Genomic DNA, 22,413 nt, shown 5'->3' with positions numbered 1-22,413 from the left:
GTTCCTGTTCGCACGACTATTCATGCATCCATCCATATCCATCCGTACCCATCAATTCAGACCAGAACACGAAAGGGAAGTTCCATGAAAATTGCCACCTACCTGCGCAAGAAGGCCTCGGCCCTAGGTAACGAGGACGGGATGTCGACTATCGAATACGCCATGGGGAGCTTGGGGGCCGCGGCCCTGGCGGCGGTGCTCTACATGGTCATCAACAGCGGCGGGGTCTCCGACGCCATCGAGGGCATCATCACCGACGCCCTCTCGAACACCCCGGGCTAGACCATGCGCGATGATTCCGGTTCCGTCAGTATTGAGGCCGCCCTCGCCTTGTCCAGCCTGGTCATCGTGGCCGCAGCCATCCTGGGCGGTATCGCGACGCTGGCCGCGCACCTTTCTGCCGTCGATACCGCCGGCGCGGCTGCCCGCGCCCACGCCATCGGGGTGGACTACGTCCCGCCCCGGGGAGATATCGAGGTCGCGGTCAACGAGTCGGGCGGGCTGGTCACGGCCGAGGCCCGCGTGCCGGCGGTGCTGGGCACGATGAGCCACACCGCGGTCTTCCCGGCGGAGGTCTCCGGTGGATAGCCCGGCGCCAGCCCGCCGGCGGGTGGGCGCGCTCGCCCGGCAGGAGGATGGCTACGCCACCGTGACCGCGGCCGGAATCATCGTGGCCTTAGCCAGCGTCCTGCTGGCCGTGGCGGGGATCGCCGCGCACGTCGTCGCCCGCCACGAGGCCCAGGTGGCCGCGGATCTCGCCGCGGTGGCCGGGGCCTACGCCCTGGCCACCGGCCAGGACGCCTGCCCGGCGGCCCGGCGCACGGCCGAGCACAACGCCGCCCGCCTGGACACGTGCACCGTTTCCGGCCGCGACGTCGTGGTTGGCGCGTCGGTGCGCTGGCGCGGCGCCCAGGCCAAGGCCGGGCCCGCCTAGCCCGCGCAGATTAATCCAGTAACACCCCGAACAAGTATCACTCCGACCCAGCCGTGGAGCCCTGCGTCATCGTGACCAGGGCTCCCAGCAGTTTCAGGGCCCCGGCCTTGTCTAGGGGGTTGTTGCCGTTGCCGCACTTGGGCGACTGCACGCACGACGGGCAGCCCGACTCGCAGCCGCAGGAGCGCACGGCGGTGAAGGTGGCCTCAATCCACTCCGGGAAGCGGTTAAAGCCCTCGTCGGCGAAGCCGGCCCCGCCGGGGTGGCCATCGTAGACGAAGACGGTGGGCAGCTGGGTATCCAGGTGGCGCGCCGTCGAGACCCCGCCGATATCCCAGCGATCGCAGGTGGCCAGCAGCGGCAGCAGCCCGATGGCGGCGTGCTCGGCGGCATGCAGGGTGCCCGGGATATCGGCCGCCGTGACGCCCAGTTTGTCCAACACTAGCGGGTCGATGGTATAAGCCACGGCGCGGGTGCGCAGGCTCTGCTCCGGCATCTCCAGCGGCACCTCCTCGCCCACGGTGCCGTCCGGCAGGCGCACCACGTACCCGGTGACCTGGTTGGTGACCTCGACCTCCACGTTAGCCACCCACAGGCCGGGCGAGTAGTTGATGAGCTCGTCCTCCTCGGCCGCGGACAGGATCCGGATGTCGGTGGTGGAGTGGGCCTGCGTGGAATAGTCCGGCACGTCGGGGCGCGCCAGGGCCACGTAGTCGTCTAGGTCGAGGTCCTCGATGACGAAGGTCTCGCCCTGGTGCAGGTAGACCGCGCCGGGGTGGACCTGGGCGGCGGCCCGGGCGGCATCGACGGTGCCCAGCAGGCGCCCGTCCGAGGCGTCGACGATCATGACCTCCTGGCCCGCGCCGCCGCGCAGGGAGACCTGCCCGTGGGCGGTCTCGGGGCGTAGCTGACCGTCCAGCAGCGGGGTGGGGAACCAGCCGCGGGCCCGCTTCTTGATGAGCCCGTCGCGGGCCAGCGCCTCGACGACGGCGGGGGCGAAGGCGGCCTCGGCATCGCTGAGCGGTAGCTCCACGGCCGCGCAGTAGAGGTGGCCGTAGAGCAGGTAGGGGTTGCGCGGGTTGAACACGCTGGCCTCGACGTCGCGCTCCAGCAGGGTGGCCGGGTGGTGGACCAGGTAGGTGTCCATCGGCTCGTCGCGGGCGATAAGCACCACCAGGGAACCCTGGCCGCGCCGCCCGGCCCGGCCGGCCTGCTGCCAGAAGCTGGCGACGGTGCCGGGAAAACCGGCCGTGACCACCGCGTCCAGGGTGCCGACGTCGATGCCGAGTTCCAGCGCCGAGGTCGTGGCCACCCCCAGCAGGCTCCCGTCGTCGAGGCCGGCCTCCAGGGCGCGGCGGTCCTCGGCCAGGTAGCCGGCCCGGTAGGAGGCGATGCGCCGGGCGAAGTCTGCCCGGCCCAGGCGGCCCGACAGCTCCTCCTGGCAGAGCATGGAGACCAGCTCCGCGGCGCGTCGGGAGCGCACGAAGGTCAGGGTGCGCGCGCCCTCGGCCACCAGGGCCGCCATGATGTCGGCGGCCTCGGAGGCGGCGGCGCGGCGCGTGTTCTCGTCGAGGAAGCCGGGCTCCCACAGCATGATGGTCCGCGCCCCGGTCGGCGCCCCGTCGGCGGTCACCGCCTGCGCCGGCCGCCCGGTGAGCCGCTCCAGGTGGTGGGCCGGATCCCGCATGGTGGCCGAGGCGGCGATGATGGTGGGACTGGCCCCGTAGTGGCGGCACAGGCGCAGCAGGCGGCGCAGCACCAGGGCGATATTGGCCCCAAAGACCCCGCGGTAGGAGTGGCACTCGTCGATGACGATGAACTCCAGGTGCCGCAGAAAGCGCGCCCAGCGCTGGTGGGCGGCCAAAAGCGACACGTGCACTATGTCCGGGGTCGAGAAGATGAACCGGGAATTGTCCCGGATGCCGGCGCGGGCCTCGGCCGGGGTGTCGCCGTCGTAAGGGGCAGGGTTGGCCCAGCCGGCTAGGCGCGCGGCGGCCAGCAGCTGATCCGATCCCAGCGCCTTGGTAGGCGTCAGGTACAGCGCGCAGGCCGTCGGGCTGGCCGCCAGCCGGGTCAGGATGGGCAGCTGGTAGCCCAGCGACTTGCCGGAAGAGGTGCCGGTGGCCACCACCACGTCGTGGCCCGCCCACGCCGCCTGAGCCGTGGCGGCCTGGTGGCTGTAGAGCTTGCCGATGCCGGCATCGACAAGCACTTCCTTCAGCTGCGGGTCCACCCAGCCGGGCCAGTCCGCGTACTCAGCCGGGCGGGGCGGCAGCGTGGTCAGGTGGGTGCACTCGGACTCCGGGAAGCGGCGGGTGAGGATGTCCGCGAGCTCCGTGCCCAGCGGGTTCGGGGACTCAGCTACCATCGCGTATACCCCTTTCTGGGTGGAAAAATACCAAGAATTTTAGTCAATAAAGCCTCCCAAGACTATCGCGCGGCGACAAAACGTGTCACACTTACCAGTGGTCGAAGATTTCTTAGCGCAGTGTTTAGATTTAGGTGCTCGTGAAAGATTTTGGAAAACGCGGGCACTTTCTGGCTTAACCAGCCGAGAGGTTCGACGCCTCGACCACTTTTTGAAAATGTTCAACACATCCCTACACACGCCGAAAGAGGTACATAATGGCACAGGGAACCGTCAAGTGGTTTAACGCTGAAAAGGGCTACGGCTTCATCGCTCCGGAGGATGGATCCGCAGACGTCTTCGTGCACTACTCCGAGATCCAGGGCGGCGGCTTCCGCACCCTGGAGGAGAACCAGAAGGTCTCCTTCGAGGTCGGCGAAGGCGCCAAGGGCCCGCAGGCCCAGGGCGTTACCGTCATCTCCTAAGGCACTAAGCCGCACGCTTTCGCCCTCGCTACCTGGTATTCAAGGTGTGGGGCGAAAGCTTTTTTCATGCGCCGGGCAGGGGAGAGTCAGGGGGTCTCCGCGTAGCCGTTGCGGGTGTCCTTCCAGTCCAAGATCCGGTTTTGTAGCCACTGGATGGCGAAACCGATGACCACCGCGGCCACGATGCTGACCAGCATGGCCGCCAGGGGAGAATCCGAAAAGGCCATGCCGCCCAGGTAGCCGATGGCTAGGGCCTGGAAGGCCCAGATGGCCACGCCGATGCTGTCGAAGAAGAAAAACAGCGGCCACGGGTAGCGCACCGATCCCAGCAGGATGGTCATGAACAGGCGCGCCGAGGGGATGAAGCGGGCGATGATGATGGCGGCCCCGCCGCTGCGCCGCATGTGGCGCTTGACCCACAGTAGGCCCTCGTAGGCCTTGGACCCGCGGCGCAGACGCTGCAGGTAGGGCATAAAGCGGGTGCCCAGCAAGAAACACAAGTTATCGCCCAGGATGGCGGCGAACAGGGCCGTGAAAAACATCACGCTCACGGACGGGACCCCTTGGCTGCCGGCCCAGGCCCCCACCAGGTTCAGGGGGATTTCAGACGGCAGAACGGGAAAGAAGCAGTCGAGGAAGATGAGGCAGCCGATGACCGGGTAGACCCAGTCGGTGGCCATAATCGACTCGATGACCTGCAGGATTGAGTCCACCATGAGGCAGGCCACCTCCTTTTTGCTGTCGGGCTGCGCGCAGTGGCGTGACAAGGGTCAGCGCTCGGCAGAGTCCGCGGTTAACAAGTTCAATAGTGCAGGATACACCCACCACCGGCCAACGCTATACCCCATGGGGTACGCCCCTGTTGGGGCGGTAAATGTTGGTTTCGGGGCTAGACAAGTGATAAACAGTTCGGAAGTGGCCCCATTGAATACTGTATTACTGTGTAGCCGGTTTTGGCTCTGTGTAGGCTAGGGGCAACTTGGCCTTGCCTGGGTGCGGCGCGCGAAAGCTCGGAAGCTAAAAACGTGCGGCGCGCCGGGCGGGGCGGACAGCGTAAGTCTCGTGTGAGAAAGCCTCGAAAGGGATGAAGTCGAAGTGGCAGAAGCTTCCGACACGTCGGGCAAGACCCTGGTCATCGTAGAGTCGGCGACCAAGGCGAAAAAGATCCAGCCGTATTTGGGCGACGACTACATAGTCGAAGCCTCGGTTGGCCACATCCGGGATCTTCCCCGCGGGGCGACAGACGTACCGGCGAAATTCAAGAAGGAGTCCTGGGCGCGCTTGGGTGTGAACCCGGAGGACGACTTCACGCCGCTGTACGTGATCAGCGCTGACAAGAAGAAAAAGGTCGCGGACCTCAAAGCCAAGCTGAAGCAGTGCGATCAGCTCTTCCTCGCAACAGACCCCGACCGCGAGGGCGAGGCCATCGCCTGGCACCTGCTCGAGGTGCTCAAGCCCAAGGTGCCGGTGCGTCGCATGGTCTTCAACGAAATCACCAAGTCTGCCATCCTGGAGGCGGCCGAAAACACTCGTGAGCTGGACGAGAACCTCATCGATGCCCAGGAGACCCGACGCATTCTGGACCGCCTTTACGGCTACGAGGTCTCCCCGGTGCTGTGGAAGAAGGTCATGCCGCGCCTGTCGGCCGGCCGCGTGCAGTCGGTGGCCACCCGCGTCATCGTCGAGCGCGAGCGCGAGCGCATGGCGTTCATCGCCGCCGACTACTGGGACCTAGCCGCCGACCTGGACACCGGTAACACCGGATCCGAGGAGCCGCGGACCTTCTCCGCCCGCCTGGCGGCCGTCGATGGCCAGCGTGTGGCCGTCGGCCGCGACTTCGACGACCGCGGGCGCGTCAAGAACGACGACGTCGTGGTGCTAGGCCAGGAGCAGGCCGAGGCCCTAGCTGACGGGCTGAACGGCCAGTCGGTGAGCGTGGCCAGCGTGGAGCACAAGCCCTATACCCGCAAGCCCTACCCGCCGTTTATGACCTCGACCCTGCAGCAGGAGGCGGGCCGGCGCCTGCACTTTACCTCGGAGCGCACCATGCGCATTGCGCAGCGCCTCTACGAAAACGGTCACATCACCTATATGCGTACCGACTCCACCTCGCTGTCCAAGCAGGGGCTGGCTGCGGCCCGTAACGCCGCGACCAGTATCTACGGCCAGGAGTACGTCGCCAGCTCCCCGCGCGTTTACGACCGCAAGGTCAAAAACTCCCAGGAGGCCCACGAGGCCATCCGCCCGGCTGGCGAGTCCTTCGCCACCCCGGGGCAGCTGTCCGGCCAGCTGGACGCTGAGGAGTTCCGCCTTTACGACCTCATCTGGAAGCGCACCGTCGCCTGCCAGATGGAGGACGCCAAGGGAACCTCCATGAAGGTCACGGTGGCCGGCACGGCCGCCACCGGCAACGAGGTGGACTTCACCGCTACCGGCCGCACGATCACCTTCCCCGGCTTCCTGAAGGCCTACGAGGACCCGAGCAACCCGGGCAAGAGCGGCAAGAATGACAAGGACGACGCCAGCAAGCGCCTGCCCCAGCTGCGCGAGGGGCAGGGCCTGACCATCGCCGATCTCAAAGCCGAGGGGCACTCGACCAACCCGCCGGCTCGCTACACCGAGGCCAGCCTGGTCAAGAAGATGGAAGACCTGGGCATCGGCCGCCCGTCGACGTACGCGTCCATCATCAAGACCATCCAGGACCGCGGCTACGTGGTCTCCCGCGGCAACGCCCTGGTGCCCAGCTGGGTGGCGTTTGCGGTCACTGGGCTGCTGGAGAACAACTTCACCGAGCTGGTGGACTACGACTTCACCTCCTCGATGGAGGACGAGCTGGACGCCATCGCGGCCGGCAACCAAGACCGCACCCAGTGGCTGAAGGATTTCTACTTCGGCAACGCGCAGGTGGGCCAGCAGAAGGCGGCATCGGTGGCGCGCCACGGCGGCCTGAAGTCGCTCATCGACGTCAACCTGGAGCAGATCGATGCCCGCCAGGTCAACTCCCTGAAGCTGTACACTGACTCCGAGGGTCGGGGCGTGGTGGTCCGCGTGGGTCGCTACGGCCCGTACATCGAGCGCGTCATCGGCCGCGACTCCGAGACCGGGGAGCCGGTCTACCAGCGCGCCAACCTTTCGGAGACCACCACCCCGGACGAGCTGACCGAGCAGCTGGCCGAGAAGTTGTTCGCCACCCCGCAGGGCGGCCGCGAGCTGGGCGAGAATCCGGCCAACGGCCGCACGGTGGTGGCGAAGGAGGGCCGCTTCGGCCCGTACGTGACCGAGGTGGTCCGCGACGACGAGCGTGCCACCGCGGAGGCGGAGGCCGAGGAGGTCGTGGCCAAGGAGCGCGCCGAGGAGGACGCGCAGCGTGCGGCCGAGGGCAAGCGCGCCAAGAACTGGGAGACCAAGACCGCGGCCAAGCAGAAGGAAAAGCGGGTCGCCCAGTACATCGATGAGAAGCTGAAGCCGGGCACGGCCTCGCTGTTTAGCTCGATGGAGCCGTCCGAGGTCACCCTGGACGAGGCCCTCAGGCTGCTCTCCCTGCCCCGCGAGGTGGGCGTGGACCCGTCCGACGGGGAGGTCATCACGGCCCAGAACGGCCGCTACGGCCCGTACCTGAAGAAGGGGACGGACTCTAGGTCGCTGGCCAACGAGGAGCAGATCTTCAGCATCACCCTGGACGAGGCCCGCCGCATCTACGCGGAGCCGAAGCGCCGGGGCCGCCAGGCCGCGCAGCCGCCGCTGAAGCAGCTGGGCGACAACGATGTCTCCGGCAAACCGATGACGGTCAAGGACGGCCGCTTCGGCCCCTACGTCACCGACGGGACCACCAACGCCTCCCTGCGCAAGGGCGATAAGCCCGAGGCCATGACCGACGCGCGCGCCAACGAGCTGCTCTCGGAGCGCCGCGCCAAGGAGGCCGCCAACGGCGGCTCCAAAGCCAGCAAGAAGTCGACTAAAAAGTCGACGAAAAAGACGGCCAAAAAGTCCACGAAGAAGGCGGGCAAGAAGTCGACGAAGAAGACAGCCAAGAAGCCGTCGCCGGGCACTAAGAACGTGGTGAAGGCGGGTTCGCGCCGGACGAAGTAGGAGCGTTGGCCGCGTCAGATGTGCCGGGCGCCTGCGGCGTGCGGTACTTGGCCGGCAGCTCGGCCCGCCGGGTCGGCCCGTAGGCCAGGCGCCGGTGGGCCCATTCCAGCGGGCCGGGGGCGCCCAGCGCCTCCATGAGGCAGGCCAGCACCACGGTGATGGCCCAGGTGACAAAGGCCAGGCCCAGCATTTGGGCGGCGCTAAAGTCGGCGCCGATACCGGCGGTAAACGGGAAGACTAGGGCCAGCAGGATGACGGACTGCAGGACGTAGCCGCTCATCGAGCGCTTGCCCAGGGCGCTGAACGGCCACAGCCACCACGGCATCGCCGAGCCGGCGGTCACGGCCTTTTGCACCGGGTTGAGCACGAGCGCGACCGCGGCGAGGATGCCCGGCCCGCTCAGGATGCCGACGGTGAAGTTGAGGGCCGCGAAGACCGGGGTGAGGTTGTCGGGCAGCACCCCGATGGCGCACAGCCCCCAGGGCAGGCCGATGAGCGCAACGACGGCGGCGGCGATGCCGGTCCAGGCCAGCAGGGTGCCGCGGTGGCCGTCGACGTCGGCGAGCACGCCCCGGCGGGCCCAGACGAAGCCGACCAGCATCACCGGCAGGTACATCAGCATAAACAGCGGGGATCCGGCCAGCTGGCCCAGCATCACGATGAAGTTCTCGCCCAGCATGCCGAGGAAGGTCTCGGGCGGCTCGGTGGTGCCCGCGCTGAGGGGATCGGCGCCGGCAAAATCGTCGCGCAACCAGGCCACCAGGGCGGCGATCGCTGCCCCGGCGACGCTGACCATCCCGAGCAGGCTGTAGGCGATGCGCAGCAGGGCCTTGTCGGTCAGGGACAGTAGGCAGGCGATGAGGACGCCGCACAGGCCGTAGAACATCATGATGTCGCCGCTGAAGAGGAAGATGCCGTGGGCCAGCCCGAAGGCGGCCAAGAGGCCGTAGCGCTTGGCGATAACAGCCCGGGTGGCTGGCAGCGGGAAGGTGCGGCGCCACAGGCTCATGGTGATAAGGCCTACCCCGAAGCCCAGCAGGGTGGAAAACATCGGCAGCCCGCGGTCGTGGGCGAACATTGCGGAAAACAGCGCCGCGGCCTTATCGGCCGTGCTGTCGCCGGCGATGCCGCCGAACATCCCCGCCGGCCCGGTCCCGTGGGCCAGCCAGGCCGTGGACATGTTAGCGATACAGATTCCCAGCAGGGCCAGCCCGCGGGCGATATCGGGCACGACCATGCGGGGCCTATGAGTCGGTTGAGTCATGCCTAATAAGATAACCTAACGCCCCCGGCCGCGCAGGCAACGCCGGCCGGCACTGTTGCCCCCGGCCGGCGTTGTGGTCCGCTGTTACTGCTCGGCGCGGTCGGCCAGGGTGGCGCGGATGGGCCGGGCCAGCTGGGTCATGCGGCGGCGCCCCCGCAGCTCGATGGACTTCATGAAGGTCCAGCGGGCCTGCTCCGCCTCGTTGGCGGTGCGCAGAGTCGAGGCATTGGTCAGCACGCGGCCCGGGGTGTCCTTGGCCAGCTCGGTCAGGCGGGCGGCCTCGTTGACGGCGTCGCCGATGACGGTGTACTCGAAGCGATCGGCGCCGCCGATGTGGCCGGCCACCACGTGCCCGGCGGCCACCCCGATGCCGGCCTGCAGCTCCAGGTTGCGCAGCTCCTGGCGCAGCTCGCGGGCCGCCTGCAGGGCCATCGAGGTCGAGTCGTTGACGTTGATGGGGGCGCCGAAGACCGCCAGGGCCGCGTCGCCCTGGAACTTGTTGATGATGCCGTGGTTGTTGTGCACCACCGTTACGACGTGCTCGAAGAACTTGTTGAGCTCCTCGACGACCTTCTCCGGGGTGTGGTTGACCGCGAAGGTGGTCGACCCGATGACGTCGATGAACAGCACGGCGACCTTGCGGTCCTCGCCGCCTAGCTCCGGGCTTTCCTCCAGGGCGCGCTGGGCGACCTCGGTGCCGACGTACTGGCCGAAGATGTCGCGCACCCGCTGGCGCTCGCGCAGGCCCTTCATCATCTCGTTAAAGCCGGCCTGCAGCACGCCCAGCTCGGATCCGTCGTAGATGTCTACCTCGACGTTTTGCTCGCCGCGGCGCACCCGGTTGATGGCATCCTGGAGCTCCAGGATGGGATCGACTACGCTCATGATGGCGAAGGAGGTGCCGATGAAACCGGTGCCCATCGCCGTGATCGCCAGGACCAGGATGGCGGGGATGAGGTCGTCGGCATCGGAAGTGAAAAAGCCGGAGCGCTGCCCCAGCAGGAGCAGGACGATGCCCAGCATGGGCACGCCCGCCGTCATTGCCCAGGAGGCGGTCAGGCGGGTCTTGATGGGCGGCTCCAGGGAGGAGTCCTCGAAGCGGCGGGCCAGGGCGTTGGCGGCGACGGGGCGGACCAGGCGCTCGGCCTGCAGGTAGGTCAGCAGGACCACGACCATGCCGGCCAGGATGGTGGACAGCCCCACCACCAGGCCCAGGCGGCCGTCGACGGAACCGGTCAGAATCACCGAGATGACGATGCCGATGGCCCAGACCACGGCCGCCACCCCGGCCTGGTAGACGGGGATGCGCAGCACCAGGTTGCGCACCATGTTCGGATCGTGCGCGTCCGGGTTGCGCTGCCAGTCCAGTACCGGCCTAAACAGCAGGAGGGTCACGGCGATGCCGACGATGACCGCGAAGCCCACGTAGAGCACGCCGATCCAGGCCAGGCCCGGTACGCTCTCTTTGAATTCGGCGATCTCCGGCATAGGCAGGAATACCGCGACGAACATCATGATGGCCACGGCCCCGATGATGTTGGCCCCGAGGACGACGGCGGCATAGATCGGCCACTGGGTCTCCAGCAGCCATCGCAGTCTCCGCACAGTAGAGCTCATGTCTTAATACTCTAACCGCTCGCCGCCGCACTGTGGGTTAGTAGGATGGGGCGAGTGAGTACTCCAGATGTGGCACAGCGGTTGGCCGACACCCCCGCGGTCCGAGACACCATCCTCCGGGCGGCGGCCGGGGCCCGGGGCTTAAGCGGTGCAGACCCCCGCGCGATGAGTCATTCCTGGCTGTTCACGGGCCCGCCCGGGGCCGGCCGTTCCCAGGCGGCGCTCGCCTTCGCCGCGGCGCTGATGTGCGAACGCCGCGACGCGCTTGGCTGCGGGGAGTGCGCGTCCTGCCGGGGCATCCTCGAGGAGGGCCGGCACACCGACTTGGTCTACCTGCGCCCCCAGGAGCTATCGATCGCGGTGGACACGGTCCGCGACATCATCGGCCAGGCGGCCTCGCGCCCGACGGTGGCGCGCTGGCGGGTCATCATCTTCGAAAACGCCGACCGGCTCACCGACGGGGCGGCCAACGCCCTGCTCAAGACGGTCGAGGAGCCCACGGCCAGCACGGTCATCGTGATGCTGGCCCCCTCGGCGGACCCGGAGGACTTCTCGCAAACCCTGCGGTCTCGCTGCCGGCACCTCTACATCCCGGCGCCGTCGACGGAGGCTATTGTGAGCCAGCTGGTGGCCGAAGGCGCCGGCGAGTCCGATGCCCGGCTGGCCGCCGTGACTTCCCTGCGGCACGTGGGCCGGGCCCGGCGCCTGGTCACCGATCCCACGGTCCAGCGGCGCCGCGCCCAGTCCATCAACCTGGCCGAGGAGGTCTTCCAGGGCGCCCAGGGCTTTCAGGCGGCCGGCGCTTTAATCAAGGCCATCGAGAAGGAATCCAAGGAGGCCGGCGCGGAGGTCGACGAGAGGGAAAAGGCCGACCTGGAAAAGGCCTACGGGGCAGGCGGCAAGGGCAGGGGGGCGGCCAAGGCCCAGCGCGACGTGCGATCGGCGGTCAAGGATCTGGAAAAGATCCAGAAGAAGCGGGCCACCCGCCGGGTGCGGGACCTGCTGGACCTGGCGCTGGTGGATCTGGCCGGCATCTACCGCGACGCGCTCATGCTGCGGGTGGGCGCCGACGTGGGGATGACCCACCCGGACTTTTCCGGCCTGGCCCAGGAGCTGGCCCAGCGCGTCGGCGAAGAGGGGCTGGTCGCCTGCCAGGAGGCGATCGTGACCTGCCGCAACCACATCGCCGTCAACGTCGCCCCCGGCACCGCCTTCGACGGGCTGGTCGGCCGCCTGCGGCGCGCCTGCGGGGCCTGATCCTCGACCTGATTTCTCGATTGGCTACCGGCTAGGTTAAACTTTGCGGTGCTGCACGGTACTACTTTAGTACCGGCTGGTTTTAGCATCAGCAGCAGGCCGCTTTAGCTCAGTCGGTAGAGCGTTTCACTCGTAATGAAAAGGTCGCGAGTTCGATTCTCGCAAGCGGCTCTCGTGAAACGACCCGCCACCTTCCTGGGTTTCCCAAGAGGCCGGCGGGTTTTCGCATGCGGCGGGCCCTGCCTAGCCCTAACTAGCGCGGTAGCTGGCGGGGCACGACTTTGCCGGTGGCGTTGCGCGGCAGCAGGTCCAGGAAGTGGACGTCGCGGGGCACGGAGTGATCGGCCAGGTTGGCGCGCACGAACTCGCGGATCTTGTCGGCGGTCAGTTCTTTGCCGGCGGGGGAGTCCTCCGGCACCACCCAGACGGCCACGCGGGCGAAGGTCTCCGGATCGTCGACGCCGGCGGAATGCAGCTCGCGGATGCCGTCCATGGTCTCGAGGACCTCGGTGACGGACTGGGGGTGGACGTTCTCGCCGCCTACGATGATCATATCGTCGGCGCGGCCGACCACGTGCAGGTTGCCGTCGGCATCGATGCGCCCCAAGTCCCCGATGGAGATGAGCCCCTGGGCCCGCTTGGACTGGATGGTGGGGTTGGTGTAGCCGATCAGGGCGGTCGAGTTGGTCAGGTAGATTTCGCCCACCTCGCCGCGGGGGACCTCGTGGCCGTCGCGGTCCAGGATGCGCAGGCGGGTGCCGGAGGCGACCTGGCCGCCGATGGTGGGATCGGCGGCGATCTGTTCGGCGGTGGCGGTGGCGGCTAGGGCCAGCTCGGTGGAACCGTAGATGTTGCACAGGATGGGTCCGAAGCGGTCGATGGTCCGCTGCACGATGGACGGGCTCAGGGCGTGCCCGGAGGAGGCGATGAAGCGCAGCGAGGAAGCATCGTAAGCGCCGTCGGGGTCGGCCTCGACCATGCGCAGGTAGAACACGGGGGAGGACAGTAGCCCGTCGAGGCGGTAGCGCTGGATGTCGCGCAGGCAGGCGACCGGATCGAAGACGCGGCGGGTGACGATGGTGTTGCGGGCGGCCAGCGCGATGTTCAGGCAGCCCCAGCCCCAGGTGTGGAAGATGGAGGCGGTCAGCTGGACGCGCTGATCGGCGCGCCAGGGCATGGTCGACATGATGGAGGCCACCACCACCGGTAGGGTGGGCTCGTTGCGGATGATGCCCTTCGGGATACCCGTGGTGCCCGAGGACATCAGCACGATGTGGCCGTGGCGCGGCAGGACGGGCAGGCGTAGGTGATCGACGCGCTCCGGGTGGCGGACGATGTCGGCCAGGCGCGGCCAGCGCCCCGCCTTGTCCGCCTGCCCCGACTCGTGGGCGATGATGACGTGGGTGGTCTCATTGACGCCGGCGGGCAGGCGATCGACGAATTCGTCGTCCATGACCAGGACGTTGATGCGGTTCTCGGCGATGACCCCGGCCAGCTGCTCGGCCGAGGATCCGATGTTGAGCAGGAAGATGCTGCCACCGGCCAGACCCTTCGCGCCCAGCGGGATGATGATGCCGCGCCCGTTGCGGGCCATCACCCCCAGGCGGATCTCGTCCAGGTTGAGCGAGAGTAGGTGGCGGGCGAAGGTGCGGGCCTGGTCGCGCAGCTGGCGGTAGGTCAGGGTGCCGTCGTCGTCGATGAGCGCCAGCCGGTCGGGGCAGGCGCGGGCGCCCTGCTCGAGCTCGCGGGCCGTGGTGAAGCGGTAGCGGGCCAGGATTCCCGGGGTGGCCGCGGCGGCGCGCACCCCTCCGGCGGGGCTAACGATGCCGGTGCGCACCAGGCTGGCAGCCAGCCGCGCGAGCGCCCGGGAATGGAAGGACAGGGAGTTGGCCGCCGAGGACAAAGACATAAAAACCAATCTAAAAGCTACGGGTCTAAAAGCTACGGGGTGACATCCGGTATATCGCCGCGGGGGTGGCCCGGCGCTACCCACTGGTAATGCCGGGGGCGTGTGAAGCGATTGATAAGTACCGGTCGTTGTGGCTGTCAATATAGTGTACTTTTGTGGGGGAATGTAGCGGAGAAAGGAAGCTCGTGTCTGTCGAACTACTGAAAAAGCCTGTTCTAGCCTTTTTTGTTTCTGTCTTTACTTTGTTGGCGGGTCTGCTGGCCGCCCCCGCCCCGCAGGCCCAGGCCGCTGAGCGCAACCTGGTCGCCTTCGGTGACTCGGTGCTGGCGGATCCGGACATGGGGATCTACCTGCGCGACCGCATCGGCGGCGCCTTTGACCAGCGCCCGCTGGGGGTTGACTGCCCGAAGGGCAACAACTACGCGGCCCGCACCGGCGCCAAGCTGGGCCTGCCGGTGCGTGACTTCTCCTGCTCCGGGGCGGCCTCCATGTCCCCGGGCCCGCAGATTTCCGCGCAGATCGACACCGCCATCGCCCGCGGGGCGCTGAACCCGTCGACGGCGCGCGTCGTCTACGCCACCGGCTTCAACGACACTTACAACAACGCGAACCTGAACCAGACCCAGGTCCGGGACAAGTTCGTCCGCTTCAACCGCCCGCTCATCGACCGCATCCGCGCCGCCGCTCCCAACGCCCGCATCCAGATCGTGGGTTACCCGACCATCGGCGACGGGATCCACTACTGCCTGATCCACGCCGGTTCCTCCTGGGACCGCACCCCGCTGCCGCAGGTCGCCGACTTTGAGAACAAGGCCCAGTGGATGCAGGTCGACCTGGCCCGCGCGACCGGCACCGAGTTCATCGACATGAAGCCGTCCACCCGCGGCGCCGGCATGTGCGGATCGGACGGCAACCGCAAGTGGGCCGGCCTGGTGGACTTCAACGCGGGCGGCGGCAACCTGCCGCTGCACGTCAACGCCCGCGGCCACGAGCACATCGCGAACGTGTTGGCGGCGTCGTAGTCGCGCCCAAGTTCTCTGCTCCCGTTCTTCTGCGGCAGTTCTTCTGTGGTCGTTCCCAGGAGGACGAACGGGCTCTTAAACCCCTGGTTGCCACGGTAATCGGGGGTTGTTTTCATTAGCTGCCGGGTAATGAAAACATGGGTAGGCTCGCGGGTATGAGCGAGAAGAATGAACAGATTGTATCTGGTGTAATCGCCCCTTCTCAGGGCTCGGAAGTCGAGAAGGTCAACATTGTCATTCCGGCCCCGGGCCCGAATGACGTTGTCGTCAAGATCCAGGCCTGCGGCGTCTGCCACACGGACCTGGCCTACCGCAACGGCGACATCGAAGACGCCTACCCCTTCCTGCTGGGGCACGAGGCGGCCGGCATCGTCGAGACGGTCGGCGAGGACGTCACCCACGTCGCCGAGGGCGACTTCGTGGTCCTGAATTGGCGCGCCGTGTGCGGCGAGTGCCGGGCCTGCAAGAAGGGCGAGCCGAAGTACTGCTTCGACACCTTCAATGCCTCCCGGGCCATGACCCTGGAGGACGGCACCGAGCTGACCCCGGCCCTGGGCATCGGCGCCTTCGCCGAGAAGACCCTAGTTCACGAAGGCCAGTGCACTAAGGTTGACCCGGACGAGGATCCGGCCGCCGCCGGCCTGCTGGGCTGCGGCATCATGGCCGGCCTCGGCGCGGCCGTTAATACCGGCGAGGTCCAGCTGGGCGAGTCGGTCGCCGTCTTCGGCTGCGGCGGCGTGGGCACCGCGGCGGTGGCCGGCGCCAAGCTGGCCGGGGCCGCCAAGATCATTGCGGTCGACCTGGACCAGTCCAAGCTGGACGTGGCCCGCGAATTCGGTGCCACCGACACCATCTGCTCCGCCGGCATGGAGGAGCAGGAGGTCATCGACGCCGTCCGCGAGCTCACTGAGGGCTTTGGCGTCGACGTGGCTATCGATGCCGTGGGCATCCAGCCCACCTGGCGCCAGGCCTTCTACTCCCGCGATCACGCCGGCCGCCTGGTCATGGTGGGCGTGCCCAACCTGACCGACCACGTCGACGTGCCGGCCATCGATCTCTACGGCCGGGGCGGGTCCATCCACCCGGCCTGGTACGGCGACTGCCTGCCGGAGCGCGACTTCCCGGCCTACGTCTCGCTGCACCGCAACGGCCAGTTCCCCCTGGACAAGTTCGTCTCCGAGCGGATCGCCCTGGACGACGTCGAGCGCGCCTTCGGCACCATGCAGGAGGGCAAGGTCCTGCGTTCGGTCGTCGAGCTGTAACCAAGGAGGCTAAACACATGCGGATTGAAAACCTGGTGACTTCCGGCAAGTTCTGCCTCGACGGCGGCTGCTGGGACGTCGACAACAACGTCTACGTGCTGTCGGTCGGCGACGCCGTCGTGGTGGTCGACCCCTCCCATGATCTGGACGCGATTGCCGACCAGGTCGGCGACCGCGCGGTGCGCGCCATCCTGCTCACCCACGCCCACAACGACCACTGCGAGCTGGCCCCGCGGGCGGCCCGCCGCTTCAACGCCCCGGTCTACCTGCACCCGAACGACGACGTGCTGTGGCAGGAGTCGAACGGCAACGCCCCCTACCTCCACCTCTACGACGGGCAGCGCTTCCTGCTCGAGGGCGAGGAGATCCGGGTGCTGCACACGCCGGGTCATTCCCCGGGCTGCGTGGTGCTCTACCTGCCGGGCGAGGAGACCCTTTTGTCCGGCGACACCCTCTTCTCGGGTGGGCCGGGGGCCACGGGGCGCAAGTACTCCGACTTCGACGTCATCGTGGAGTCCCTGCGCGACGTCGTGTTCTTCCTGCCGGCCGAGACCCGGGTGCTGCCCGGGCACGGCGATGCCACCACGGTCGGGGCTGAGGCCGACCGCATCGACGAGTACGTGCGCCGCGGCTACTAAGGGCCGCTAGCTGCTTCGGGGAAGGCCGGGCTGGGATTTACCCGGCCGGGGCCGGGGTGCGGGCGGCCTTGATGCCCACCGCTGCGGCCGCTAGGCCGCTGACGGCGCAGGCCACCCACGCGTCGGGGACGTGGTCGGCCAGGCGTGCGACCCATTCCTGCGCGGCGAAGGCCTCCTCGGTGCCCACCGGGCTGGGCAGCAGGATCGTGCCGTGGGAGAAGATAAACAGCACCCCGATGCCCACGAACAGGGCCCCGGCCAGGACCGACAGCGAATTGGTGCGGATGGGCCCCAGCTGCAGGGGGGCGCCCGCGCAGCCAGGGCCGGCGGCCCAGATCGAAGCGATCCCAGGCGGCGGCCAGAACGAAGAGGGGGATGGTCATGCCGAGGTCGTAAGAGAGCATCGTTAGCGCCCCGTAGCCCAAGGAACCGCTGACGGCGGCCGTGGTGAGGACCGCGCCCAGCAGGGGCCCGGCGCAGAACCCGGCGAAGCCGTAGACACAGCCCAGCAGGAAAACGCTCACGTAGCCGTCGCCGCGGACCCGCTGGCTGAGCCTGCCCAGCCCCGGGATGGTGAAGCCGCCGCCCAGGGCGATAAAGATCCCGAGGACCACCATGGCGGCCCCGCCGGCGGTGATGACTGCCTCGCGGTGCTGGTTAAACAGGCCGCCGATGCCGCCCAGCCCCGTACCCACCGGCACCAGCACGGCCGCCAGCCCGCAGAAAAACACCCCGGTCCGGGCCACCAGCTGGGTCACCGACCGGAAGGCGTAGGCGAAAAAGGCCGGCAGCAGCAGCGCAGAGCACGGGCTCAGCAGGGACAGGACCCCGGCCAGGAGGGAACCGAGCAGGCCAATTTCCAACATGCGGTGCGACTTTCTCCTTCTTCCTATTTGAAGCGGATCTGTGCTGATCTAAGCGGATCTCAGCGGGTCTAAGCGCCCAGCGCGCTGCCGAGACCGAGCCCAAAGAAAAACCCGGTGCAGGCCAGCAGGGCGATAAACACCCAGATGAGCCAGTGGACCTTACGCATCCCGGGACAGCTCCTCCTCGATGACCTGGCGGAAGACGTCCTCGGGCTGGGCCCCGGAGACGAACTGGCTGCCCACCACGAAAGAGGGGGTGCCGGTGATGCCCAGGCTGGCCGCGTAATCGCGGGCGTCCTCGACGACCTGGGTGTAGGTGTCGTCGCCGGCCTCCTAGCGGAAGCGTTCGATGTCCTCGATGCCGGCTTCCTCGGCGAAGCGCACGTAGTCTTCCATGCCGAAGTTGGGGTGGCCGTCCACGTCGGCGCTGGCGGCGAAGGCCGCCTTCTGGAACTCCGCGAACTTGCCCTGGGCGGCCGCAGCCCGGCTGGCCTTCGCCCCGTCGATGGCGTGGGGGCCGTTGACCGGGAAGTCATTCCACTCGATGCGCACCAGGCCCTTATCGACGTAATCCGCGATGAGGGCGGGCGCGGTCTGGTTGTGGAAGCGGGAGCAGAAGGGGCACTCGAAGTCGAAGTACTCGGAGATGACCACGGGGGCATCAACGGCGCCGCGGGCGAAGGGATCGTTGTCGGCCCGGCGGTGAACCTTGTCGATGTCCTTGTTGGAGGAGATGGTGCCGGCAGGCCCGTACAGCTTGGGATCGCCGTTGGATTCGTCGAAGTTGGTGCCCGGGGCGGCCGGGGTGGCTGGGGCGGCCTGGGCCGACTCGCCTGATTGGCCGTCTGATTGGTCGCCTGTTGGCTGGCTGTGGCTGGCGGCCCCGCTACTGGCGGCATCGTCGGCGCCGTTGCTGTCGGCGACCAGGAAGCCGATGACGACGGCCAGCACCACGATGACGGCGGTGAGTACCCACACGACGGCGGGGACGTCGCGGAGGGCGGAGGGGCGCTTCTGTCCCACCACAGGTTGGTCGTACATTGAGCTATCGGGCACGGGGCCTCCTCCGTCTAGAGTCGTGGGCTGCAAGCATGACAAGATGCAGCGTGAATAAAAACCTGCGTCCCGGTCAGTCTAGCCCGGGCGGCGCGGTGCCGGGTCGTGCGGTGCGGCTAGTCCTCGGCCGCGGCGCGCAGGTAGGCCCCGTAGCCCGACTTGTCGAGGCCGACGGCCAGGCGCAGCAGCTGTTCCCGGTCGATGAAGCCCTCGCGGAAGGCGGCTACCTCGGGAGATCCCAGGACGGTGCCGGTGCGCTTCTGGATGACCTCGACGTAGGCGGAGGCCTCGCTCATCGAATCCACGGTGCCGGTGTCCAGCCATACGTCGCCGCGCCGCATGCGCTTGACCGAGAGCTCCCCGCGGCGTAGGTATTCCTCGTTGACGGCGGTGATTTCCAGCTCCCCGCGGGCCGAGGGCTGAATGGACCGGGCGATCTCGCAGACCTGGTTGTCGTAGAAGTACAGGCCGACGACGGCGTGGCTGGACTTCGGGTGATCCGGCTTCTCCTCGATGCTGATGGCCCGCCCGTCGGGGGCGAACTCGACCACGCCGTAGCGCTGGGGATCGGAGACCTCATAGGCGAAGATGACGCCCCCGTGCGGGGATCGGCATTCGGGCAGTGCGCTGCTGAAGCCGTGGCCGTCGAAGATGTTATCGCCCAAAACGAGGGCGACGTCGTCGCAGCCGATGAACTCCTCGCCGATAATGAAGGCCTGCGCCAGGCCCTCGGGGCGGGGCTGGACTGCGTAGGAGAGCATGAGGCCCAGCTGGGATCCGTCGCCTAACAGGCGCTGGAAGGAGGCGGAATCTTCCGGGGTGGTGATGATGAGGATCTCCCGGATGCCCGCCTGGATCAGGGTGGACAGCGGGTAGTAGACCATCGGCTTGTCGTAGATCGGCATGAGCTGCTTAGAGATCCCCTGGGTGATGGGGTAGAGCCGCGTGCCGGAACCGCCGGCCAGGATGATGCCTTTCATGCTTTAAAAGTCTAGCTTTCCGCTTCCCCGGCGGCCGGGTACAACGCCAGGTAGAGGGCCAGGGCGGCCCGCCAGTTCTGGGGCCGGAAGCCGGTGGCCTCCAGCTTGCTCAGATCGAGGGTCGACTCGGTCGGGCGCGGGGCCGCGCCGGGCTGGGCGAAGTGATCGGTGGTGGTCGGGTGGACCTCGGCCGGATCGTGTCCGATGCCGATGAAGGTGGCCATCGCCAGCTCGTCCCGCCCGACGGTGTCACCCGTGTTGGTGACGTTGTAGACGCCGTACTCGGCCCCGGACTCCAGCAGGTGCTTGATGGCCTTGGCCAGGTCCTCGGCGAAGGTGGGGCGGCCGCGCTGATCGGCGACCACCTCGGGCTCCACCCCGCGCAGGGCGAGGCCGCGCATGGCCGCGACGAAGTTGTTGCCGTCGCCGAAGACCCAGCTGGTGCGCACCACGTAGTGGCGGGCGGTGGCCTGGGCGGCGGCATCGCCAGCCGCCTTCGATGCCCCATACACGCTCAGCGGGCTCACTTCCTCCTGCTCGGAGTGGACCTTCTCGGTGCCGTCGAAGATATAGTCGCTGCTGACGTGCACCAGGGTCAGGTTGTGGGCGCTAGCGATGCCGGCCAGCCGCGCCACTGCCTGCGCGTTGACGGCCCAGGCGGTCGCGCGATCGCGCTCGGCCCCGTCGACGTTGTTGTAGGCGGCGCAGTTGATGATCACGGAATAGTCGCGCCAGCGGCGGGCCTCGGCGAGGTGGGGGTCGGTGATGTCGAGATCGGCCCGGGTGGCGAACTCGGCGTGGGGCAGGATCCGCTGGAGGGCGCGCCCGAGCTGCCCGTCGGCGCCGGTGACCAGGACCTTGCGCGGGGGCATCGGGGTAGCCTCGGCAAGTTGCGGGTGGGCCGCGTCCTTGTCGGAGATCTCGGTCGGCTCCAGCGGCCAGTCCACCAGGTCGAGGTTGACGGCCGGGTAAGACGCCTCCGGGGACCAGTGATCGTTGACCAGGTAGGAATAGGCGGTCGGCTCCAGGGCCTGGAAGCCGTTGGCCACCCCGCGGGGGACGAAGACGGCCGTGCCGGGGCCAATCTCGGTGGTGACCAACTCGCCGTAGGTCTCGGATCCTTCCCGCAGATCGCACCAGGCCCCGAAGACCTTGCCGTAGGCGACAGAGACCAGCTTGTCCCAGGGCTCGGCGTGCAGGCCGCGGGTCACCCCGGCGGACGCGTTGAAGGACACGTTGTTTTGGACCGGCGCGAAGTCGGGGAGGCCGGCCGCCACCATCTTCTCCCGCTGCCAGTTCTCCTTGAACCAGCCCCGGTCATCCCCGTGGACGTCCAAGTCCACAATGAGGAGCCCCTCGATGCCCGTGGTGCGAATGTCCATTCTGTCCTTCCGTGGTTCCTGGTTGTTAAGTCTGGTTTTGGGTCTGGTTGTTAGGTCTGCTTGTTAGACCTGGTTGCTAGACCCTGGCCGATCCTACTGTCCCTGCCGGGCGTAGCCGGCCTCGACGTCCTGCTTGCTGGCCTCCCACCAGTCGCGGTTGTTGGCGTACCACGCGATGGTGTCTTCCAAGCCGGCCCGCAGATCCGGGAACCGCGGGGCCCAGCCCAGTTCGGTGCGCAGCTTGGTCGCGTCCATGGCGTAGCGCTGGTCGTGTCCGGGGCGGTCCGCCACGTGGTCGAAGCCGTTGGCCCCCATCAACTCGCAGATGGTTTCCATGACCTGCAGGTTGCTGGTGTCGGGTTGGTCGGCGCCGATGTTGTAGGTCTCGCCCAGCCGGCCGCGTTCCAGGATGTCGATCACGGCCCGGTTGTGGTCGTCGACGTGGATCCAGTCGCGCACCTGCTCCCCGGTGCCGTACAGCTTCGGGCGCAGGCCGGACAGGATGTTCGTGATCTGGCGGGGGATGAACTTCTCGATGTGCTGGTAGGGGCCGTAATTGTTCGAGCAGTTCGACACCGTCACGGGCAGGCCGAAGGACCGCGCCCAGGCGCGCACCAGGTGATCGGATCCCGCCTTCGATGCCGAGTACGGCGACGATGGCTGATACGCCGTCGATTCCGTAAAGCGCGTGTCGGCCCCAATCTCCAGATCGCCGAAGACCTCGTCGGTAGAAACGTGGTGGAAACGGGTCCCGCGGGCGCGGGCAGCCTCCAGCAGGGTAAAAGTACCCACCAGGTTGGTCTGGATGAATGGCGACGGGTCGCGCAGGGAGTTGTCGTTATGGGATTCGGCCGCAAAGTGGACCACCGCGTCAACGTCCCGCACGAGCTGGTTGACCAGTTCCGCGTCCGTGATGTCGCCCTGGACGAAGGAGCAGCGGTCGCCCTCCCGATCGGCGATGTTGGCGCGGTTTCCCGCGTAGGTCAGCTTGTCGAGGATCACCACCGAGTAGTCGGTTTCCGCTAGGGTCAGCCGGACGAAATTGGAACCGATGAAGCCGGCCCCGCCGGTCACGAGCAACGTAGACATAATGGTCACCATCCTACTTCAGCGGTTGCCTCGGAGCCTGCCACCGCCATCTCCCACCACGAGCAGACCAGTAGACCCAAGCTGCCCCGGAAAGTGCCGGGCAGCCCCGGGCAGCCCCGAGAAGCCTCAAGAGCCCCAAGATCCCAGGCACGCGTGAATCCCCGCCAAGACACACGGGCGTGCCGTTGGCAGGGGAGGGTGAACAGGGACAACATC

The 22,413-nt window shown here is 67.6% G+C and carries 18 protein-coding genes, 1 tRNA gene and 1 pseudogene; 10 read left to right on the top strand and 10 right to left on the bottom strand.

The features are described from left to right. Nucleotides 1-84 precede the first annotated feature (84 nt). Genes QQS52_RS06635 through QQS52_RS06625 form a run of 3 tightly spaced genes read left to right on the top strand, consistent with a single transcriptional unit; the run spans nt 85 to nt 934 of the window. A complete protein-coding gene (locus tag QQS52_RS06635; protein ID WP_472773127.1) occupies nt 85-282 on the top strand; it encodes a DUF4244 domain-containing protein in 198 nt (65 codons plus the stop codon). Between the two features lie 3 nt (nt 283-285). After that, nucleotides 286-588 carry a hypothetical protein gene (locus QQS52_RS06630; protein WP_070769377.1) on the top strand — a complete coding sequence of 101 codons (303 nt, stop codon included), beginning with the start codon at nt 286-288 and terminating at the stop codon, nt 586-588. Continuing rightward, nucleotides 581-934 (top strand): Rv3654c family TadE-like protein, encoded by a 354-nt coding sequence (locus QQS52_RS06625; RefSeq protein ID WP_472773126.1) that lies wholly within the window; start codon nt 581-583, stop codon nt 932-934. Before QQS52_RS06630 ends, QQS52_RS06625 begins: the two co-directional genes overlap by 8 nt. Before the next feature lie 37 nt (nt 935-971). Here the strand turns inward: QQS52_RS06625 and QQS52_RS06620 are convergent, their stop codons facing one another. Then, on the bottom strand, nt 972-3,302 hold the full coding sequence (locus tag QQS52_RS06620; protein ID WP_472773125.1) for a DEAD/DEAH box helicase: 2,331 nt from the start codon (nt 3,300-3,302) through the stop codon (nt 972-974). A gap of 257 nt (nt 3,303-3,559) precedes the next feature. Between QQS52_RS06620 and QQS52_RS06615 the strand changes: the two genes are divergently transcribed. Next, nucleotides 3,560-3,766: a cold-shock protein gene (locus tag QQS52_RS06615; protein WP_296202465.1), complete on the top strand. Its 207-nt coding sequence runs from the start codon at nt 3,560-3,562 to the stop codon at nt 3,764-3,766. Nucleotides 3,767-3,852: 86 nt separating this feature from the next. Here the strand turns inward: QQS52_RS06615 and QQS52_RS06610 are convergent, their stop codons facing one another. Beyond that, nucleotides 3,853-4,482 carry a DedA family protein gene (locus tag QQS52_RS06610; RefSeq protein WP_472773124.1) on the bottom strand — a complete coding sequence of 210 codons (630 nt, stop codon included), beginning with the start codon at nt 4,480-4,482 and terminating at the stop codon, nt 3,853-3,855. Nucleotides 4,483-4,861: 379 nt separating this feature from the next. On the opposite strand from QQS52_RS06610, the gene topA reads away from it, so the two are divergent. Further along, nucleotides 4,862-7,855 carry a type I DNA topoisomerase gene (gene topA / locus QQS52_RS06605; protein ID WP_472773123.1) on the top strand — a complete coding sequence of 998 codons (2,994 nt, stop codon included), beginning with the start codon at nt 4,862-4,864 and terminating at the stop codon, nt 7,853-7,855. Here topA and QQS52_RS06600 read toward each other — a convergent pair. After that, nucleotides 7,815-9,119: a DUF418 domain-containing protein gene (locus tag QQS52_RS06600; RefSeq protein ID WP_472773122.1), complete on the bottom strand. Its 1,305-nt coding sequence runs from the start codon at nt 9,117-9,119 to the stop codon at nt 7,815-7,817. The two genes, topA and QQS52_RS06600, sit on opposite strands and share 41 nt — an antisense overlap. 84 nt (nt 9,120-9,203) lie before the next feature. Then, on the bottom strand, nt 9,204-10,736 hold the full coding sequence (locus tag QQS52_RS06595; RefSeq protein ID WP_472773121.1) for an adenylate/guanylate cyclase domain-containing protein: 1,533 nt from the start codon (nt 10,734-10,736) through the stop codon (nt 9,204-9,206). Between the two features lie 45 nt (nt 10,737-10,781). Between QQS52_RS06595 and QQS52_RS06590 the strand changes: the two genes are divergently transcribed. Beyond that, nucleotides 10,782-11,993, top strand: coding sequence for a DNA polymerase III subunit delta' (locus QQS52_RS06590; RefSeq protein ID WP_472773120.1), 1,212 nt, complete (start codon nt 10,782-10,784; stop codon nt 11,991-11,993). Nucleotides 11,994-12,091: 98 nt separating this feature from the next. Then, nucleotides 12,092-12,164: transfer RNA gene (locus QQS52_RS06585), tRNA-Thr, on the top strand. Nucleotides 12,165-12,246: 82 nt separating this feature from the next. Here the strand turns inward: QQS52_RS06585 and QQS52_RS06580 are convergent. Continuing rightward, entirely contained in the window at nt 12,247-13,902 is a 1,656-nt protein-coding gene (locus QQS52_RS06580; protein ID WP_472773119.1) for an AMP-binding protein, read from the bottom strand. 185 nt (nt 13,903-14,087) lie between these two features. On the opposite strand from QQS52_RS06580, the gene QQS52_RS06575 reads away from it, so the two are divergent. The 3 genes from QQS52_RS06575 (at nt 14,088) to QQS52_RS06565 (ending at nt 16,824) form a co-directional block, all read left to right on the top strand. After that, nucleotides 14,088-14,924, top strand: a complete 837-nt coding sequence (locus QQS52_RS06575; protein WP_472773118.1) for a GDSL-type esterase/lipase family protein — start codon at nt 14,088-14,090, stop codon at nt 14,922-14,924. A 155-nt stretch (nt 14,925-15,079) separates the two neighbouring features. Beyond that, nucleotides 15,080-16,186 (top strand): S-(hydroxymethyl)mycothiol dehydrogenase, encoded by a 1,107-nt coding sequence (locus QQS52_RS06570; protein WP_472773117.1) that lies wholly within the window; start codon nt 15,080-15,082, stop codon nt 16,184-16,186. A gap of 17 nt (nt 16,187-16,203) precedes the next feature. Continuing rightward, nucleotides 16,204-16,824 carry an MBL fold metallo-hydrolase gene (locus tag QQS52_RS06565; RefSeq protein WP_472773116.1) on the top strand — a complete coding sequence of 207 codons (621 nt, stop codon included), beginning with the start codon at nt 16,204-16,206 and terminating at the stop codon, nt 16,822-16,824. Here QQS52_RS06565 and QQS52_RS06560 read toward each other — a convergent pair. The 5 genes and pseudogenes from QQS52_RS06560 to rfbB all read right to left on the bottom strand — a co-directional run bounded on the left by QQS52_RS06560 (nt 16,821) and on the right by rfbB (nt 22,200). Further along, the gene (locus QQS52_RS06560; RefSeq protein WP_472773115.1) at nt 16,821-17,690 is read right to left on the bottom strand and encodes a cytochrome c biogenesis CcdA family protein; all 870 of its coding nucleotides are present in this window, start codon (nt 17,688-17,690) and stop codon (nt 16,821-16,823) included. The two genes, QQS52_RS06565 and QQS52_RS06560, sit on opposite strands and share 4 nt — an antisense overlap. 159 nt (nt 17,691-17,849) lie before the next feature. Beyond that, nucleotides 17,850-18,731 (bottom strand): annotated as a pseudogene (locus QQS52_RS06555) (DsbA family protein). A 131-nt stretch (nt 18,732-18,862) separates the two neighbouring features. Then, a complete protein-coding gene (gene rfbA, locus QQS52_RS06550) occupies nt 18,863-19,726 on the bottom strand; it encodes a glucose-1-phosphate thymidylyltransferase RfbA (RefSeq protein WP_472773114.1) in 864 nt (287 codons plus the stop codon). 11 nt (nt 19,727-19,737) lie between these two features. Next, complete coding sequence (gene rfbD / locus QQS52_RS06545) at nt 19,738-21,108, bottom strand: dTDP-4-dehydrorhamnose reductase (protein ID WP_472773113.1); 1,371 nt, start codon at nt 21,106-21,108, stop codon at nt 19,738-19,740. Nucleotides 21,109-21,201: 93 nt separating this feature from the next. Next, complete coding sequence (gene rfbB, locus QQS52_RS06540; RefSeq protein WP_472773182.1) at nt 21,202-22,200, bottom strand: dTDP-glucose 4,6-dehydratase; 999 nt, start codon at nt 22,198-22,200, stop codon at nt 21,202-21,204. Between the last annotated feature and the right edge of the window lie 213 nt (nt 22,201-22,413).

Source organism: Corynebacterium sp. 1103A (genome assembly GCF_055700955.1).
This window is presented reverse-complemented; position numbering and strand designations above follow the sequence as displayed.

Excerpts from the sequence above, each read along its gene's own strand:
- QQS52_RS06635 (WP_472773127.1), top strand. The coding sequence starts at position 85 with ATGAAAATTGCCACCTACCTGCGCAAGAAGGCCTCGGCCCTAGGTAAC.
- QQS52_RS06630 (WP_070769377.1), top strand. The coding sequence starts at position 286 with ATGCGCGATGATTCCGGTTCCGTCAGTATTGAGGCCGCCCTCGCCTTG.
- QQS52_RS06620 (WP_472773125.1), bottom strand. The coding sequence starts at position 3,302 with ATGGTAGCTGAGTCCCCGAACCCGCTGGGCACGGAGCTCGCGGACATC.
- QQS52_RS06615 (WP_296202465.1), top strand. The coding sequence starts at position 3,560 with ATGGCACAGGGAACCGTCAAGTGGTTTAACGCTGAAAAGGGCTACGGC.
- QQS52_RS06610 (WP_472773124.1), bottom strand. The coding sequence starts at position 4,482 with ATGGTGGACTCAATCCTGCAGGTCATCGAGTCGATTATGGCCACCGAC.
- QQS52_RS06600 (WP_472773122.1), bottom strand. The coding sequence starts at position 9,119 with ATGACTCAACCGACTCATAGGCCCCGCATGGTCGTGCCCGATATCGCC.
- QQS52_RS06595 (WP_472773121.1), bottom strand. The coding sequence starts at position 10,736 with ATGAGCTCTACTGTGCGGAGACTGCGATGGCTGCTGGAGACCCAGTGG.
- QQS52_RS06590 (WP_472773120.1), top strand. The coding sequence starts at position 10,782 with ATGGGGCGAGTGAGTACTCCAGATGTGGCACAGCGGTTGGCCGACACC.
- QQS52_RS06580 (WP_472773119.1), bottom strand. The coding sequence starts at position 13,902 with ATGTCTTTGTCCTCGGCGGCCAACTCCCTGTCCTTCCATTCCCGGGCG.
- QQS52_RS06570 (WP_472773117.1), top strand. The coding sequence starts at position 15,080 with ATGAGCGAGAAGAATGAACAGATTGTATCTGGTGTAATCGCCCCTTCT.
- QQS52_RS06565 (WP_472773116.1), top strand. The coding sequence starts at position 16,204 with ATGCGGATTGAAAACCTGGTGACTTCCGGCAAGTTCTGCCTCGACGGC.
- QQS52_RS06560 (WP_472773115.1), bottom strand. The coding sequence starts at position 17,690 with ATGTTGGAAATTGGCCTGCTCGGTTCCCTCCTGGCCGGGGTCCTGTCC.
- rfbA (WP_472773114.1), bottom strand. The coding sequence starts at position 19,726 with ATGAAAGGCATCATCCTGGCCGGCGGTTCCGGCACGCGGCTCTACCCC.
- rfbD (WP_472773113.1), bottom strand. The coding sequence starts at position 21,108 with ATGGACATTCGCACCACGGGCATCGAGGGGCTCCTCATTGTGGACTTG.